This is a genomic window from Xanthomonas nasturtii, from assembly GCF_023337365.3.
Lineage (GTDB): Bacteria > Pseudomonadota > Gammaproteobacteria > Xanthomonadales > Xanthomonadaceae > Xanthomonas > Xanthomonas nasturtii.
This window is the reverse complement of record NZ_CP142084.2, coordinates 4397128-4413698: the sequence shown is the minus strand read 5'-3', so window position 1 is coordinate 4413698 and position 16571 is coordinate 4397128. Positions and strand designations below refer to the sequence as shown.

At 65.0% G+C, this 16571-nt stretch carries 17 protein-coding genes and 1 other RNA gene; 10 read left to right on the top strand and 8 right to left on the bottom strand.

Annotation, left to right across the window (positions count from 1 at the left end; all coding sequences use genetic code 11):
• Nucleotides 1-77 precede the first annotated feature (77 nt).
• The 4 genes from M3O59_RS19375 to M3O59_RS19360 form a co-directional block, all read right to left on the bottom strand.
• On the bottom strand, nt 78-620 hold the full coding sequence (locus tag M3O59_RS19375) for a GTP-binding protein (RefSeq protein WP_064629114.1): 543 nt from the start codon (nt 618-620) through the stop codon (nt 78-80).
• On the bottom strand, nt 617-1534 hold the full coding sequence (locus M3O59_RS19370) for a hypothetical protein (RefSeq protein ID WP_116904859.1): 918 nt from the start codon (nt 1532-1534) through the stop codon (nt 617-619). Before M3O59_RS19370 ends, M3O59_RS19375 begins: the two co-directional genes overlap by 4 nt.
• Nucleotides 1535-1631: 97 nt before the next feature.
• Nucleotides 1632-1991: a roadblock/LC7 domain-containing protein gene (locus M3O59_RS19365; protein WP_064629118.1), complete on the bottom strand. Its 360-nt coding sequence runs from the start codon at nt 1989-1991 to the stop codon at nt 1632-1634.
• A 63-nt stretch (nt 1992-2054) separates the two neighbouring features.
• Nucleotides 2055-2507 (bottom strand): roadblock/LC7 domain-containing protein, encoded by a 453-nt coding sequence (locus M3O59_RS19360; RefSeq protein ID WP_064629120.1) that lies wholly within the window; start codon nt 2505-2507, stop codon nt 2055-2057.
• Between the two features lie 337 nt (nt 2508-2844).
• On the opposite strand from M3O59_RS19360, the gene rocF reads away from it, so the two are divergent.
• The 8 genes from rocF (at nt 2845) to M3O59_RS19320 (ending at nt 9866) form a co-directional block, all read left to right on the top strand.
• Nucleotides 2845-3768 carry an arginase gene (gene rocF / locus M3O59_RS19355; RefSeq protein WP_064629150.1) on the top strand — a complete coding sequence of 308 codons (924 nt, stop codon included), beginning with the start codon at nt 2845-2847 and terminating at the stop codon, nt 3766-3768.
• Between the two features lie 109 nt (nt 3769-3877).
• Complete coding sequence (locus M3O59_RS19350) at nt 3878-4030, top strand: entericidin A/B family lipoprotein (RefSeq protein WP_064629122.1); 153 nt, start codon at nt 3878-3880, stop codon at nt 4028-4030.
• A gap of 78 nt (nt 4031-4108) precedes the next feature.
• A complete protein-coding gene (locus tag M3O59_RS19345; protein ID WP_064629125.1) occupies nt 4109-4243 on the top strand; it encodes an entericidin A/B family lipoprotein in 135 nt (44 codons plus the stop codon).
• Nucleotides 4244-4482: 239 nt separating this feature from the next.
• Nucleotides 4483-4692: a CsbD family protein gene (locus tag M3O59_RS19340; RefSeq protein WP_016904514.1), complete on the top strand. Its 210-nt coding sequence runs from the start codon at nt 4483-4485 to the stop codon at nt 4690-4692.
• A 168-nt stretch (nt 4693-4860) separates the two neighbouring features.
• The gene (locus M3O59_RS19335; RefSeq protein WP_116904860.1) at nt 4861-6150 is read left to right on the top strand and encodes a tryptophan--tRNA ligase; all 1290 of its coding nucleotides are present in this window, start codon (nt 4861-4863) and stop codon (nt 6148-6150) included.
• Between the two features lie 195 nt (nt 6151-6345).
• Nucleotides 6346-7290: an MBL fold metallo-hydrolase gene (locus tag M3O59_RS19330; protein ID WP_064629128.1), complete on the top strand. Its 945-nt coding sequence runs from the start codon at nt 6346-6348 to the stop codon at nt 7288-7290.
• A gap of 724 nt (nt 7291-8014) precedes the next feature.
• Nucleotides 8015-8091: non-coding RNA, sX9 sRNA (locus M3O59_RS19325), on the top strand.
• 122 nt (nt 8092-8213) lie between these two features.
• Entirely contained in the window at nt 8214-9866 is a 1653-nt protein-coding gene (locus M3O59_RS19320) for a M28 family metallopeptidase (protein ID WP_147308427.1), read from the top strand.
• 399 nt (nt 9867-10265) lie between these two features.
• Here M3O59_RS19320 and M3O59_RS19315 read toward each other — a convergent pair whose 3' ends face one another.
• A complete protein-coding gene (locus M3O59_RS19315; protein ID WP_064634411.1) occupies nt 10266-10718 on the bottom strand; it encodes a Rap1a/Tai family immunity protein in 453 nt (150 codons plus the stop codon).
• Between the two features lie 28 nt (nt 10719-10746).
• Between M3O59_RS19315 and yedA the strand changes: the two genes are divergently transcribed.
• Together yedA and rarD are read left to right on the top strand one after the other, a co-directional pair.
• The gene (gene yedA / locus M3O59_RS19310) at nt 10747-11691 is read left to right on the top strand and encodes a drug/metabolite exporter YedA (protein WP_181920413.1); all 945 of its coding nucleotides are present in this window, start codon (nt 10747-10749) and stop codon (nt 11689-11691) included.
• On the top strand, nt 11688-12605 hold the full coding sequence (gene rarD, locus M3O59_RS19305) for an EamA family transporter RarD (RefSeq protein ID WP_116904862.1): 918 nt from the start codon (nt 11688-11690) through the stop codon (nt 12603-12605). The genes yedA and rarD overlap by 4 nt, the downstream gene beginning before the upstream one ends.
• 79 nt (nt 12606-12684) lie before the next feature.
• Here rarD and M3O59_RS19300 read toward each other — a convergent pair whose 3' ends face one another.
• From M3O59_RS19300 to M3O59_RS19290, 3 genes are all read right to left on the bottom strand, one after another.
• On the bottom strand, nt 12685-13800 hold the full coding sequence (locus M3O59_RS19300) for an alpha/beta hydrolase family protein (RefSeq protein ID WP_116904863.1): 1116 nt from the start codon (nt 13798-13800) through the stop codon (nt 12685-12687).
• Nucleotides 13801-13974: 174 nt separating this feature from the next.
• The gene (locus tag M3O59_RS19295; RefSeq protein ID WP_181920414.1) at nt 13975-15294 is read right to left on the bottom strand and encodes an ABC transporter permease; all 1320 of its coding nucleotides are present in this window, start codon (nt 15292-15294) and stop codon (nt 13975-13977) included.
• A gap of 157 nt (nt 15295-15451) precedes the next feature.
• A protein-coding gene (locus tag M3O59_RS19290; protein ID WP_330462629.1) for an IS3 family transposase occupies nt 15452-16554 on the bottom strand; the annotation gives its coding sequence in 2 pieces (ribosomal slippage) (nt 15452-16305 and nt 16305-16554; 1104 coding nt in all).
• Nucleotides 16555-16571 lie beyond the last annotated feature (17 nt).

The window sequence follows — 16571 nt, the reverse complement described above, 5'->3', positions numbered from 1 at the left end:
TGACCGGATTCCTTGTTTTCTTGAACGTCGCTACCGCACCTGCCGGCGCCCCGCGCGCTGACAATCAGCTGCCCGCCTCAGCTGGTTGCCGAGGTATAGCGATACGACAGCAGCGACTTCACCAGGAAGGTGATCTGGGTAGCCGAGCGCGCATCCACACGCATCACCGGGATGCGGAAGCCTTCGGCCACCAAGGCGTCGCGGAACGGCGGCACCAGAAAGTCTTCGACCTCGTCGGTCATGGTGATGCCCACCGCCAGGCTGGCCTCGGGCGCAATCTGCGAAAACTCGCGCAATAACTCCAGGGTGGCTGCGAGCATCTGCGGGTCGCGTGCATTGGTCAGCACGATCACGCCCAGCGCGCCGTCGCACACCAGCGGCCACATGAAATCCAGGTATTTCTGCCCGGGCACGCCGTAGACGTGCAACAGCTCGCCGTCTTCCAGCTCGATCGAGCTGTAGTCCAGCGCGACGGTGGTGTAGGTCTTGTCGCCGTAGGCGTCCTGGCTGAGCGGCATTTCGGTGCTGACCGGCTCCACATCGGAGATGGCGCGCACCGCGGTGGTCTTGCCGGCGCCCATGCCGCCGACGAACACCAGCTTGTTGGCTGGAAGACTCATGACTGCGCCTGAAAGAGGGAAAGGCCGAACCGGCGTGCGACCCAGGAGAAGAACCGCGAGTTGCCGCTGTCCGGACGACGCTGCGTTGCAGGCACGGGAATCTCCGCAGTCTGGGCAAGGCCGCTGGCGAGTGCAGCAGCGAACAGGCATTCCACCGTTTGCAGCGGCAGCTTGCAAGCATTGGCCAGCGCCTGCGGGCGCCACGGGCGCGCATGCAGATGGGCGATGGCGAGCAACTGCGCCGGCGAGCTGGTCTCTGCACTCAGCTCCGGCCATTGGCGCAGTTGCAGCGCATGGCTGAGCTCCACCGCCGGCAGTGCCGGGCGCAGCTGCTCGGGCAGCGCGAAATACAGTGCTTCGAATGAAATGCGTTGCGGTAACGCAGCGGTAACAAGCGCGGGCAGGGCCTGCCAGCCCGGGCGATCCAGTGCGGCGACCAGATCGGCCAGCGCCAGCCCGGCCGGCAATTGCACGCAGCCATTGGCCGGGTCCACCCGCACCTGCAATTGCGCGTGCTGCAACACCACCGCGCCGGTACCGAATTCGCCCCGGCAATACCGGAGCAACAACGCCGGCTCGGCCACCGAGGTAGTGTGCGGCGAGGACAGCAGCAAGCGCACGTGTTCGTTGAGTTCGCGCACGGTGGCGCCGTGCTTGATCCAGACACCGGCCATCGGCGTACGCGAGACCACCAGCACACGCACCGGTTGGCCTTGCAGCGCCTGCCAGGCGGCCAGGCCGTCGGCGGTTTCCAGGCCTAGCACCACCACATCGGCCGCGTGCTGCGGCCATTCGCCCAATTGCACGTCGATGCGCTCGGCGAGCAGCAGCGAGCACGCCAGTTTCAGGCGCGTGGTGTGCAGCAGGTCCAGGCCGGCCGTGGCGACCCGCATGGCGTGAATGGGTGTGGTCATGAGCTGGCGCCGTGGCGGCGCATTGGAATAGCGAGATGCCTGCCGGTCAGCACCGGCAGGCTGGAGCGGGCGGTGCAGTCGCACCGCGCTGTCGGCATCAACCGAAATCGAGGGTCTTTTCGAACGCCTTGAGCTCGTGACGGGCCATGGCCAGGTTGGCCTTGGCGCGGTCCAGCACCACGTACAGGAACAGGGTGCCATTGCTTTCGAGCGGACGCAGCAGGTGGTACTGGCGCGCAAGCGTGATCAGGATGTCTTCGATGGTGTCGTTCAAGCCGAGCTGTTCGGCGATACGACGCTTGGCGCGCACCACTTCGGTGTTGCCGGCCGCCGCCAGTTCCAGGTTGAGCTCGGCGCCGCCGGTCATGCCCAGTGCCATGCCGCTGTCGCTATCGACCAGCGCCGCACCGACGAAGCCGGCCAGCGAATGCAGTTGTTCCAGATTGAGTTTTGACACAAGTGGTCCTTGCAAACGGTGAGGAATGAATGCCTTGCGGCATGCACGAACAGTGCCAAACACTCAGCCTTGCGGCACCGTCAGCACGGTGGCGAGGCGGCCGGCGCAGTCGCGCGCGTTGAACAACAGCGCAGCGGCATTGATGTCGCTGCCGCCCACGGCGGTGAGCGTCAGCGGTTTGTCGGCGCGGATGCGGATCAGCACCAGCTGCCCGCCACGCGTGCTGATGGTGGCGTAGTCGGCTTCGCTCAGGCTGGATTCGCGCGCCAGGGTCTCGCCCAGGGTCAGGAACGAATTGGCCATGGCGGCCAGTCGGCGACCGTCCACATCCAGGCTGGATTGCTCGGTAATGGCACGTCCGTCGGCGGTGGAGAGCATCAACAGACGAATGCCCGGTTCGCGCTCGATGGTCTGCGCAAACTCGCGCCCGATGCGCTGCAGATCGTACTGATGCGACGCCCGCGCGACTTCGCCCACGGCAGCCTTGACGACCTGGTTGACGGCGTTATGCGGCATGAAATCCCCCTGTTGCTTGATGGCCCGAGCGCATGCATGCGTGTGGCGTGCCGCGCTGGCCGGCGCACCATACCACCCATATCCGGGCAGTCAGACACGCCAGCCTGAGTTGCTTAACTGGGCGGTCAGACAAGCAGGATCTGCAAAGTCCGGTGCGCCACAAAGTGCCGTGGCACGTCACTGTAGCGGCGCGGCGAGGCAGATCTAAACCTCTGGTGTGTGGGCATGTCGTTTCGTGCGCATGTTCACTGCGCGCGGCCTGGCGTGCTGCGCTGCCGCGCGTCACTGCGCGGGCGTGCCACTAGACTGCACGGCTTTATCAATGCTGGAGCAATACATGGCGACGCAGTACCTGCCGGTTTCCCTGATTGGCGTTCCCACCGACATCGGTGCCGGCCACCGCGGCGCGCGGATGGGGCCTGAAGCGTTGCGCATCGCCGGCTTGCAGGAGGCCTTGATCGGCCGTGGCGTGGAGGTGCGCGATCTGGGCAATCTGGATGGCCCGCGCAATCCGTGGCAGGCGCCGCAGTCCGGTTACCGGCATCTGGACGAAGTGGTGGCCTGGAACCAGGCGCTGATGGACGCCAGCTACGCCGAACTGCAGGGCGGGCGCATGCCGATCATGCTGGGCGGCGACCATTGCCTGGGCATCGGTTCCATCACTGCCGTGGCCAAGTACTGCCGTGAGCAAGGTCGCCCGCTGCGGGTGCTGTGGCTGGACGCACATTCGGACTTCAACACCAGCGAAGTGACTCCATCGGGCAACGTGCATGGCATGCCGGTGGCGTGCCTGTGCGGGCTGGGCCCGCAGGCGCTCACGCATCTGGGCGGCAGCGCGCCGGCGCTGTTGCCCGAGCAGGTGCGGCAGATCGGCATCCGCTCGGTGGATCCGGAAGAGAAGCGCCTGATCAAGCAGCACCGCATCGATGTCTACGACATGCGCTACATCGACGAAGCCGGCATGAAGCGCACCATGGAAGCGGCATTGCAGGGCATGAGCGCCGACACGCACCTGCACGTGAGTTTCGATGTGGACTTCCTCGACCCCAGCATCGCCCCGGGCGTGGGTACCACCGTGCCCGGTGGCCCCAACTACCGCGAGGCGCAGCTGGTGATGGAGATGATTGCCGACACCGGGCGCATGGGGTCATTGGATATCGTCGAGCTGAACCCGGTGCTGGATAACCGCAACGCCACCGCCGAGCTGGCGGTGGATCTGGTCGAGAGCCTGTTCGGCAAGTCCACGCTGATGCGAGATTGATCCAGTGCTGAACGTGGCGTGCTGCCGTTCACATCAAGTCCACGTCCGCGCAGTCAGATTTGGCGCCAAGCGAGGTGCGTTGGCACCGGGCGCAGACCGAGGAAGAGCAATGAAGCGACTGCTGACACTAATGGCGCTGGGCCTGTTTTCGGCCGGCATGATGACTGGCTGTAACACCATGGCCGGCGCCGGCAAAGATATGCAGGGTGCGGGCGACAAGGTCGAAAAGACCGCCGATAAATGCAGCGACGGTAAGTGCTGATTCGTCACCGTCGCATGGCACGTGTTTGATGTGATTGATCTGCGGCAACACGCCGCTTTACCCACGAAGGAGTTTGTTATGAAGCGTGCAATTGTGCTGCTGGTGCTGTCGATGTTCTCGGTCGGTATGCTGTCGGGCTGCAACACCGTCGCAGGTGCTGGCAAGGACGTGCAGGGTGCCGGCGAGAAAGTGGAAGACGCAGCGCGTAAGTAATGTGACGCCGCATGCAACAAAAAACGGGCCGCAAGGCCCGTTTTTTTTGTGTACGATCGCTGGCGGGAAGCGATCCACGTACTGTATTTGGCGCAATCGACGCATCGCGAACAGGGTGGATGGGTGGGCAACGGTTCAGTGCCGTGATCGGCGGTTTGACACCTTTTGATCTATCGCAAACGCAGCAGTGCTCACGCTGGCGGCACGGTCAATCGCGGCCGCATCAGCGGAGTCAACGCATGAACACTGACATCATTTCCGGTAAGTGGACCCAGTTGAAGGGCAAGGCCCAGGCCAAGTGGGGCGACCTTACCGATGACGATTTCAAGGTTGCCGAAGGCAATGCGGAATATCTGCAAGGCAAGCTCCAGGAACGTTACGGCTGGGATCGCGACCGCGCCCAGACCGAAGTGCGCGCGTTCGAAAAGTCGCTGCGCGACGACACCTGAGTGCTGTCCACGCTGTTTGCCGGGTGAGGCAGGCAGGTTGCAGACGACGGGCCGCCCAGTGCGGCCCGTTCTGCGTTTGCGCGTCTTCAATCCTGGCTGCGGCCGTAATGCGACGAAGGCAGGCGCGGAACCGTTAAACTTGCACGCTGACTTCCCGGCATTACGCAGATGACCACTCGTGTCCTTACCGGCATCACCACTTCCGGCACCCCGCATCTGGGCAATTACGTCGGTGCGATCCGTCCGGCCATTCAGGCCAGCGCCGGTGCCGATGCCGAGAGCTTCTATTTCCTGGCCGATCTGCACAGCCTGATCAAGGCGCAGGACCCGGCACGCACGCAGCGTTCGACGCTGGAAATCGCCGCCAGTTGGCTGGCCTGCGGCCTGGACCCGGACAAGGTGTGGTTCTACCGGCAGTCCGATGTGCCCGAAACCACCGAGTTGATGTGGCTGCTGACCTGCGTGGCCGGCAAGGGCATCCTCAATCGCGCGCATGCCTATAAGGCGGCGGTGGACAAGAACCGCGCCGATGGCGAAGACGACGATGCCGGCGTGACCGCAGGCTTGTTCATGTACCCGGTGCTGATGGCGGCCGATATCCTGATCTTCAACGCGCATAAGGTGCCGGTGGGGCGTGATCAGCTCCAGCATATCGAGATGGCGCGCGATTTCGCGCAGCGCTTCAACCATGTCTACGGGCGCGATTTTTTCACCTTGCCCGAGGCGGTGATCGACGAGCAGGTCTCGACCTTGCCGGGCCTGGACGGCCGCAAGATGAGCAAGAGCTACGGCAACACGATCCCGCTGTTCGCACCGCGCGAGCAATTGCGCAAGCTGGTGTTTTCCATCCTCACCGATTCGCGTGCGCCCGGCGAAGCGAAGGACACACAGGGGTCGGCGTTGTTTCAGCTGTATCAGGCATTCGCCACGCCGCAGGAATCTGCCGTGTTCGCGCAGGTGTTTGCCGACGGCATCGGCTGGGGCGATGCCAAGCAGCAGCTGTTCGAGCGGATCGATCAGGAAATCGCGCCGCTACGGACGCGTTACGAGGCATTGATGGCAGAGCCGGCCAAGATCGAAGCGATTCTGCGCGCCGGTGGTGCACGCCTGCGTGCGCGCTATGCCACGCCGCTGCTGGCCGAGCTGCGCGATGCGGTGGGCCTGCGCGATCTGTCCAGTCAGGCCGGCACAGCGGCGAGCGATGCCGGCGAGAAGGTTGCGTTGCCGGTGTTCAAGCAATACCGCGAAAGCGATGGCCAGTTCTATTTCAAGTTGAACGACGGCGCGGGCACATTGCTGTTGCAGAGCGATGGCTTCGCCTCGCCGCGCGATGCAGGCCAGTTGATCGCACGGTTGAAACAGGCCGAGCAGGCCAGCGATCTGCAGCTGCCAGGCGTGCATGCGCAGGTGCAAGCCGATGGGATCCTTGCGGCGATGCGGATGTTGCGCGAGGCGTGATCGATGCGCGCGCAAGGTGCGGCGACCGCCTTGCGCGTGGGGATTGCATCGCAGGTGCAGTGCCGAGATCCGGCAAGACGATTTTGTTGTGCGTGAGGCAGCGGTGTTAACTCATCGTTGCCTGGAACCAGCCGCACACCGCGCGCGCATTACCTGCGCCTACACTGCGGCTGTCCTTATCGCCACGGAGCAGGAATGACAGCACTGGCCGATCCCGGCATCCACACCATCGACACCGGCTTTGGCGGCGTGCAGTTCGACGCGGCGTATCTGATTGTCGAGGCGCAGCGCGGAGCGTTTGTTGATTGCGGCACATCCTTGTCGGTGCCGCATATGCTGGCGGCAGTGCAAGCCGCCGGGCTGACGCCTGCGCAGGTGGAGTGGTTGGTCCTGACCCATGTGCATCTGGACCACGCCGGTGGTGCAGGTGCCTTGTTGCAGCACCTGCCCAATGCGCGCGTACTGGTGCATCCGCGCGGTGCACCGCATCTGATCGATCCCACGCGGCTGATTGCCGGTGCCACCGCGGTGTATGGCGAGGCGGAAATGGCGCGCAGTTACGGCGTCATCGTGCCGGTGCCGGCCGAGCGCGTGGTGCAGGCGAGCGATGGTGACACGGTGATGCTGGGCGCGCGCGCGCTGCATACCATCGATACGCCGGGGCATGCGCGCCACCATCTGTGCGTGTGGGATGCGCGCAGCCGCAGCTGGTTTACCGGCGACACCTTCGGTCTGTCGTATCGGCAGCTGGACAGTGCGGCCGGCGCCTTCATCCTGCCAACCTCCTCGCCGGTGCAGTTCGAGCCCGAAGCGATGCTGCAGTCGATTGCGCGCCTGATGGAAACCGCACCGGAGGCGATGTATCTCACCCATTACGGCCGTGTCGCGCCGCCAGCACCACTGGCACGCGCGCTGGGCGAACAGATTCATGCGATGACCGACATTGCGCTGGGTTGCGCGCAGCGTCCGGACCGACATCGCTGCATGGTGGCGGCGTTGACCGCGTTGTATCTTGAGCGCGCACGCCAGCATGGATGTCGGTTGGACGACGCGGCGGTGGAGCAGCTGCTGGCAACCGATATCGAGCTCAACGCGCAAGGGCTGGGATGTTGGCTGGATCGTGCAACACGCGCGAATTAGGGCTGCTTGAGCGGCTGACAACGTCTGTAGAACGTCGTAGCAAGTTGTCGCGTCATTTGGGTACAGCTAGAAGCCGGTCAGTCGAGTGCGCGGTGCCCTCACCGCTCGCGGGACACGCCGTTAACCCGTCCATGGGGGCTCGGTGGCGGCATCCATGCCGCCAACGGTCCCGCAATCGGCGAGGACACCGCACCAGAGAGTTGGCTGGTGGTTTACCAGAAGAAACAAAATTCCGCACCAGAGCGTTGATCGTTGCGCTGTTGAAAGCTCTGCGCACCGACCATCCCGACTGGTCCTTGCCCGCTCACCGTCGCGGGACCTTGAGCGGCATGGATGCCGCGCCAGAGGCTCCAGGGACGGATTCACGGCGTGTCCTGCGATGGTGGGCGGGCAAGGGCCCTGCAGAAAACGCAAAGTCGTCGAGTGCGCGGTGCCCTCACCGCCCGCAGGACACGCCGTTCACCCGTCCATGGGGCTCGATGGCAGCATCCATGCCGCCAACGGTCCCGCAATCGATGAGGACACCGCATCTGACAGTTGGTCGAGGACTTTTTTCAAAGCTCTGCGGTTAATTGGATTGAATTGGAAAGCTCGTAGAGCACGCAATTACAGCAACCCTGTCAGTTATGAGCTGATTGCAACATCACCGACTCCCTCTCGACGGTCCTGGGCCGCGCACCGTCACGGAAGCCATCAGACGTGCGCAGTTTTACTCGGAACCGGCATGTACCACTCGTACACAGTGGTTTGGAGCGCGCCGCCTGCCCGCACCTGACGACCGCTCGCACCATTTTGTCAGCCGCTCTTCGTCATGCATGCAACCGATGCGATTGATGCATTCTCGTGTCATAGCGCGCCAGCGCGGGCTGCACGCTTGTAAACTGTGTGTCATCTATCCGTTGCAAGGCCTCACCGTGAATCCGATGCGCATCCTGCTGTTGTCCGCCTGCCTGTTTGTGGGAGGTGTGGCACAGGCCGCCAACGATCTGCCGGGCGGCGGCATCGATGCCGAGGCGTTGTCGCGGCATGTGCGTCTACTGGCGTCGGACGAATTCGAAGGCCGCGCGCCGGCGAGTGCTGGCGAGCAGCGCACGGTCGATTATCTGGTGGAACAGTTCAAGGCGGCCGGCCTGGAGCCAGGTGGCGAGCAGGGCGGTTGGACGCAGGCGGTGCCGTTGGTGCGTGCGCAGGTGGAGGGCCCGGTGCGCGCCAGCTTGCGCGTTGGCGGCAAGACGCAGGCGCTGGTCAACGGCAGCGATGTGACCTTGCAGAGCCTGCGTCCGCAGAAGGCGGTAGCGCTCAAGGATGCGCCGCTGGTGTTCGTTGGGTATGGCATCAGCGCGCCCGAGCGGCAGTGGGACGATTACAAGGGTGTGGATCTGCGCGGCAAGATCGCGGTGGTGCTGATCAACGATGCCGATTTCGAATCGCCGCAGTCGGGCGCATTCGACGGCAAGGCGGTGACCTACTACGGCCGTTGGACCTACAAATACGAAGAGGCGGCGCGGCGTGGTGCGGCCGGTGTGTTGATCGTGCACGAGACCGCGCCAGCGGCGTATGGCTGGGCCACGGTGCAGAGCTCGGGCATGTCGCCGTTGTTCGACATCGAACGCAGCGACGCCGATGCCAGGATGCAGCACGTACCGGTGCGTGGCTGGATGCAGCGTGCACTGGCAGTGTCCTTGTTCGAACAGGCTGGTCTGGATTTCGAACAGGCCAAGGCGCGTGCGCAGCAACGCGATTTCGCGCCTGTGGCACTGGGCGATTCGGCGTTGTCGGTGGACTTCAAGCTCAAGCGCGAGCGTGTGGTCACGCATAACGTGGTGGCCAAACTGACCGGCAGCCAGCATCCGGATGAGACGGTGATCTTCTCCGCGCACTGGGATGCCTTCGGTATCGGCAAGGCCGATGCCGGTGGCGATACGATTCGACGCGGTGCGGTGGACAACGCCACTGGCGTTGCCAGCGTGCTGGAACTGGCGCGCGTGTTCGCGGCCGGCTCCAAACCGCAGCGCAGCCTGTACTTCATCGCATTGACCGCAGAGGAAAAGGGCCTACTTGGCGCCAATTATTACGCGGCGCATCCGCTGGCGCCGTTGGACAAGACCGTGGCCGTGCTCAACATGGAGATGTTCAGCCCGGATGGCCCGACCCGCGACATTGCCTCGTGGGGGCGTGGACGGGTGTCGCTGGAAGGCGACCTGGAAACCGCCGCAAAGGCGCGTGGTCGCAGCTATTCGCCGGACCCGAATCTGGAAGCGGGCTTCTTCTACCGCGCCGATCATTTTGCGTTCGCGCGTATGGGCGTGCCGGCGATCACCGCTGGCCCCGGCCTGGACATGCGCGATGGCGGCGTCGCGAAGGGCAAGGCGCTGCGCGATAAATACTTCGCCGACTGCTACCACCAGCCGTGCGACCGCTGGACGCCGCAATGGGATGCCAGCGGCCATGCCGCCGATACCACCCTGGTGTACGACGTGGGCGTGGTGCTGGCCAACGGCCGGCAGTGGCCGAGCTGGCAGGACGGCTCGGAGTTCAAGGCGATCCGCGCCAGGAGCGATGCGGCGCGTAAGTAAGCGTGGCTAAAGACGACTGCGCTCGCCGCCCTGCGGGTGCGGCCGGTGCCCGGAATCGGCATGTACTCCGGTGTCTCCGCGCCGTCTGCCTCATCTGACGACTGCAGATAGCGTTTTGTCAGCCACTGTCAGGCTTGAGTGGTGAGGGCATCGCACCCTCGACCACGCAGCGAAGAGCGCCTGGCAAACCGACTGTGCGCATCGCCAGGCGGACACAGCTGGCGCCCGTAATCGGCAGGCACCACTCGTACGCTGCGCGGCTCAGCGCGCCGTCTAAGCCAGCAAGCGGCTGCTGCTACGTGTGGGTCTCCGCTGTAAATGCAAACGACCGGCGTGGTGACCAAGGCCAGGCATTGGGCGGTTGCCGATAAATGCGCTCTACGGCTCGCCGGCGTCTGCTTATTTGCCGCTGCCGGCATTCTTGCGCTTGCTGCCGCTGCCGCATGGATAGCGTTTGGCCAGCGCCTGCACGATCAAGTCAGGTGCGGCGTCGTGCTGGCGGGCATCGGGCAGCGCGCCGATATCGGCGATGATCGCTTGCAGATCCGGCGGGCCGACCTTGCCTGCCGGCATGCACCACTGGGTGCGGTAGCTGGCGCTGGCGACGCCGAGCAGGTACGCGCCGGCGCGGTTGGCCGACAGCATGACCTTGAGTTCGGCCTGCTCCGGTGCGGTGATTTCCGGCGCCAGCGATCCGTCCAGCCCGGCGTCGATCAGCTTGCTTGCGCTGAGTTCCCACGGCTCGGGGGCACGTGCCACTGCGGTGGTAGACAGTGCGCTCAGGGCGGCCAGGGCCAGCCAGGGAAGACGACGCTGCATATGCACTCTCGGTTGCGGGGTGACCGGCACCATAGCGCAGCCGGCGGCTGCTGGCGTGCGCATGTGCTCTAGAATCGAAGCTTCCGCTGCACTTCCTGGCACTGTTCCGATGTCTTCCTCTCACGATGCTGCCGCGCCTGCGCGCAGCGGGTTGGTCGTTCTTGCGTTGCTGCTGGTCTACGTGGTCTGGGGCTCGACCTATCTGGCGATCCGGTTTGCGCTGGAAGGCGGCGCGCAGCCGCTGACGATGGTGTCCGGTGCGCGCTTCATCATTGCCGGCAGCGTGCTCTACAGCGTGCTGCGCTGGCGCGGTGTGGCAGCGCCCACGCGCGTGCAATGGAAGAACGTGGCGCTGATGGGCGCGGCGTTGCTGCTGCTGGGTAACGGCATGGTGGTGCTGGCCGAGCGCAGCGTGTCCTCCGGGCTGGCCGCCACGGCGGTGGCCTCGGTGCCGTTGTGGATGGCCTTGTTCGGTGCCCTGCGCGGGCAGCATGCCAGCGGCGGCGAATGGTTGGGCATCGTGATCGGTTTTCTGGGGGTGGTGTGGCTCAACGCCGGCAGCAGCCTTACTGCCACACCGGGCGGACTGGTGTTGCTGCTGATCGCACCGATCGGGTGGGCGTTCGGCTCGGTGTGGTCGCGCGGACGCGATCTGCCATCGCCGTTCATGACCGCCGCCGGGCAGATGTTGTGCGGCGGCGTGTTGCTGGTCGGCACCGGCCTGCTGATCGGCGAGCGCCCGCACAGCGTGCCGAGCCCGCAGGGGCTGCTGGCGGTGGCGTACCTGTGCGTGTTCGGCTCGATCGTGGCGTTCACCGCCTACGTGTGGCTGCTGCATCACGTGCGCCCGGCGTTGGCCGGCAGCTATGCCTACGTCAACCCGGTGATTGCCGTCGCATTGGGTGCGTGGCTGGGGCATGAGCGCTTCAGTGCGCACGATATCGGCGCGATGGCGGTGATTCTGGCCGGCGTGTTGGTGGTCACCTTCGCCAGGGCGCGGCGATGAGCGCGCCCGTGCCGGTGACGGCGCTGGAAGCGCGGCGTGGGTTGTTGATGACCGCGGCGAGCTTTGTGATCTGGGGCCTGGTGCCGCTGTATTGGCATCTGCTCAAGGTGGTGCCATCGCTGCAGATCATTGCGCACCGCATCGTGTGGAGCACCGTGCTGGTGGTGGCGTGGCTGCTGGCGACCTCCGGCCTGAGGTGGTGGCGCACGATTGCCGCCCAGCCGCGCGCGTTGTGGATGCTGGCCGGCAGCAGCGTGGCGATCGCGCTCAATTGGGGCCTGTATATCTGGGCCATCAATGCCGGGCATGTGATCGAAGCCAGTCTGGGCTACTTCATCAACCCATTGCTGAGCGTGTTGCTGGGCGTGGTGGTGCTCAAGGAGCGCCTGCGCGGCATTCAATGGCTGGCGGTGGCGTGCGCCGCTATCGGGGTGCTGTGGCTGACCATCGATGCCGGCGCCCCGCCATGGATTGCGTTGGGGCTGGCGGCGTCGTTCGGCATTTATGGCTTGCTGCGCAAGCTGGTAGCGGTGGACGCGGTCGCCGGCCTTGGCGTGGAAAGCGTGTACCTGTTCGTGCCGGCAGTGCTGCTCGCAGCCTGGGGCGAGCAGGGACATGGTGGCGCGTTCTTCAGCGGCTGGGATCTGCGCACCGATCTGCTGCTGATCTTCGGCGGCGTAGTGACGGCGGTGCCGCTGATCGGATTTGCGTATGGCGTGCGGCGCATCCCGCTGTCGCTGGTGGGCATCCTGCAGTACATCGGGCCGAGCCTGCAGCTGTTGCTGGGCGTGTGGTTTTTCCATGAGCCGTTCGACCAGGGGCGCGTGATCGGTTTCGCTGCGATCTGGGTCGGTTTGCTGCTGTTCGTCGGCGATAGCGTGGCGCGTTCGCGGCAGCCGGTGGCCGTGCGCTGAGTCAGCGCCGCACTGCACGTGATGCGTGTGGCATGGAGCAGCGCGAATGCTGCACGTCAGCGTAGCGCGTTTGCCGCGCTCAACTACGCGGTACCGGTAGCGGCATCGCAACCGCCAGCGTGGAGGCCGGCAGTGCCTGCGGCGCAGGGCAATGGGTGGGGTCTTGTTGCAGCTGCGCCAGCCACTGATCGATCGGCCCGCCGAGCAGATCCAGCCGTAACGGCAGGCTCAGATGGTTTTCGCCGGGCAGCTCCACGTAATGCGCACGTGCGCTGGCCAACGCCAATGTGCGGCCATGTGCCACCGGAATGTGCTGATCGGCATCGCCATGCAACAGCAGCACGCAGCTGCGCGTGTCGGCCAGGGCGTGCGCGACATCGACATGGTCAAGATCCAGCTTGAGCTGGGTATCGGCTGCTGCAATCACCGCATCGATATTCTGGTCGGCATAGCGCCAACGCGCATAGGCGGCCACCGCCTGCCCGCGCCACCCGTGCGGCTGGCTGGCGAGCAGGTGCGGCACCATGTCGCGAATGCCGCGCCCGGCATTGGCGAAGGATTCCATCGCCACCACGCCGGTCACGCGCGCGCCGAGTTTGTCGGCAGTGAACAGCGCGGTGGCCGCGCCGTAGGAAATCCCGAACAGATACAGTGGCCCGCGGATTTCGCCGCGCGGTTGCAGCGCATCGAGCACATCAATGACGTCGTCGGATTCGCGCGTGCCGTAGCCGGACGGCCCACCGCCGGAATGCCCGTGGTTGCGCTGGTCGATGGTGATCACCCGATAGCCGGCCTGGGCCAGCTGCAGCGACCATGGCAGCAGCGAATCGCCATCCATCATCCAGCCGTGCAACAGCACCACGGTGCCGCGTGGCGTCGGTGGCGCGGTGGTGGGGACCTTGAAACCGAAATCCACATCCAGCGCATGCGCCGGGTCGTTGCGCTGACCCACGTAGCGGTACTGCATGGCGTACTGGCCGGGATCGATCGCACGCCAGAAGATCGGCACGCCATCGCGCGTGACCACATGCCCGCTGCGGTTGGGCACCGTGGCGATGGTGGCGGCAATGCGTTCTTCGTCCAGCAACGGTGAGGTGCCGCCGGGCGCAACCAGGCGCTCGCTGAGCGAGGTCGAAGAGGAAGAACAGCCGGCCAGCCACAGGCAGGCGCAGGCCAGCAAAATCAGGCGCGTCATGGCGAAGATCGATGGATGCAACGGCCGGGCAGGCTACGGCCTGCCTGGCCCGCGCATCTACCGCAACGCAGTGACAAAACGATGACAGCCTGCAATACATTCAGATACCAAGCGCATCGCCTAGCTCGGCTCTACGAACCCCGAATCCCGAATCCCGGCGGGTCAACGGCCCGCCTACACCTCGCGCAAGGCTGTGGTGATCGGCAGGTGCGCCGCACGCAGCGCCGGGAACAGCCCGCCCACCAGGCCGATGCCCAGCGCCCACTTCAGCCCGCTCCACAACAGCTCCGGCGACACCTTGAACTGGAACACCACCTGGCTGAAGTTGTTGCCCAGCGTGGAGACGGTGTAGCCGTTGAACACCGCCCAGGCGATTGCCCCGCCCAGCAGCCCGCCCAGCAGCGCCAGCAGCATGGTTTCCAGCATCAGCGCCATGATCACCGGCGTGCCGCGGAAGCCAATTGCACGCATGGTGGCAATCTCGCGCGCCCGCGTGGCCACCGCCGCATACATGGTGTTGAGCGCACCGAACACCGCACCCACCGCCATGATCGCGCCGATCACCGTGCCCAGGATGCTGATCAACTTGTTCAAGCCGCCGCCCTGTTTGCCGTAGTAGGCGCGTGTGGTTTCCACATCCAGTTTGAGCCGCGGATCGGCGGCCATGGCGGTCTTGAACTGGCTGAAGCCTGCCTTGCCGCTGGTGCGCACGTTGATCGACTGATAGGCGCTGCGGTTATAGGTGGTGGCCAGGGTCTGCGCGTCGGTCCACAACTCCGAATCGTGCGCGTCGCCGGAGGCGAACACGCCCACCACGGTCCATTGCTGGCTGCCGAGCGTCAGCGTCTTGCCCAGCTCCAGTCCGCGAAATTGATTTAACGCGCCTTTGCCCACCACCATTTCGCGCAGGCCGTTGGTGAAGCGGCGGCCTTGCACGATCTTGATCTTGTCATGCACCGCCCAGGCCTGTTCGCCCACGCCACGCAGTTGCGCGTTGACGTCGGTGCCATCGGAGCGGGAGGCGATATTGACCACTTGCGAGAGTTCCGGCGACAGCAGCGGGCGGCCGCTGGCATCGGCGGCGATGCCGGGCAGGCTGCTGATCAGCGGCACCAGATCGCGGGTGATCACCGAATTGGTCTCCGCCTGCGAGCCGCCGCGCAGGACAATGGCGGTGGTGTCGTCGCCGGTGCTGTTGAGCGTGGCCTGGAAGCCCTGGCCCATCGCCAGCATTGCCACCAGCACGCCCACCACCCCGGCAATGCCGACCACGATCACCGAGCTGGACCCCCAGCGTTGCGGCAACGTGGCGATACCGATGCGCGCGGCCGCCAGCGAGAGCCGGCCGCTGCGGGTGACCACCAGCCACACCGCCAGCAGTGCCGCGATCGGCAGCAGCGCCATCCACGGCAGCGCGATCCAGGCCGCCAATCCGAGCGCCAGCAGCACGACCGACAGCAGGTTCAAACCACGATCTTTCCATTTGCGTTGCATGTGCATGCTCCTGTCAGCGGCCGGCGAGTGCATCGACGATCTTCAAGCGCTGCGCGCGTAATGCCGGCAGCACACCCACCACAAGGCCGATGCCGACCATCAGCCCGAAAGCGACCAACCAGGTCCGACGTCCCCCCGTCCTGAGTAGCGGCCGGGTCTAGAGTCCGGGGTTGATGATATCGGTGTTGGCCAGCTGTTGGGCATACGCGGAGGGCGTCATGCCGCCGATTGCTTTCTTGGGTCGCTCCTCGTTGTATTCGCGTCGCCAGCGCTCGATCTCGGTGCGTGCGTGCAGCAGTGTCGGGAACCAGTGCTCGTTGAGGCATTCATCGCGCAACCGGCCGTTGAACGATTCGACATAGGCGTTCTGGTTTGGCTTGCCGGGTTGGATGAGTCGCAACTGCACGCCACGCGCATGCGCCCAGGTGACCATCGCCTTGCCGCAGAACTCCTTGCCGTTGTCGGTGCGGATCACCTGCGGCAAGCCGCGGCTGATGGCCAGCCGCTCCAGCACACGCGTCACGCCATGGCCCGAGATTGCACGCTCCACCTCGATGGCGACCGCTTCGTGTGTGGCGTCGTCCACGATCACCAGGCACTTGATCGCCCGGCCGTCGGCGGTGCGGTCGAACACAAAGTCCATCGACCACACCTGGTTTGCCTGCAATGGCCGCAGCAGCGGCTGACGCTCGCCCACTGACACTTTCTTGCGCTTGCGGCGGCGGACCTGCAGCTGCTGCTCGCGGTACAAGCGCTCCACACGCTTGTAGTTCACCAGGCGTCCTTCCTGGCGCAGCTTGAGATAGATCATCCCCACGCCGTAGCGCTTGTGGCGATGCGCCAGTTCCACGATGCGCTCGCGTAGCGCAACGTTGCGGTCCTCGCGCGGGCAATAGCGCAGCGCACTGGCGCTCATGCCGATCGCGGCCAACGCGCAACGCTCGCTGGCCCCTCGCCCCATCCACTCGCGCACCAGCGCACGACGCGCCGGTGCGCTCACCATTTTTTTTGCAGTGCCTCCTTGATCAGATCGTTCTGGAACACCTGCTCGGCGAGCAGCTTCTTCAGGCGCGTGTTCTCTGCCTCCAGGTCCTTGAGTCGCTTGGCATCGGGCACGCTCATCCCGCCAAACTTGCTGCGCCACAGGTAGTAGGAGGCCTCGCTGAAGCCATGGCGCCGGCACAGGTCCTTGATCGCCACGCCGCTTTCGGCCTCACGCAGAAAGCCGATGACCTGCTCGTCAGTAAAACGCTTCTTCACGTCCAATCTCCTTCGGG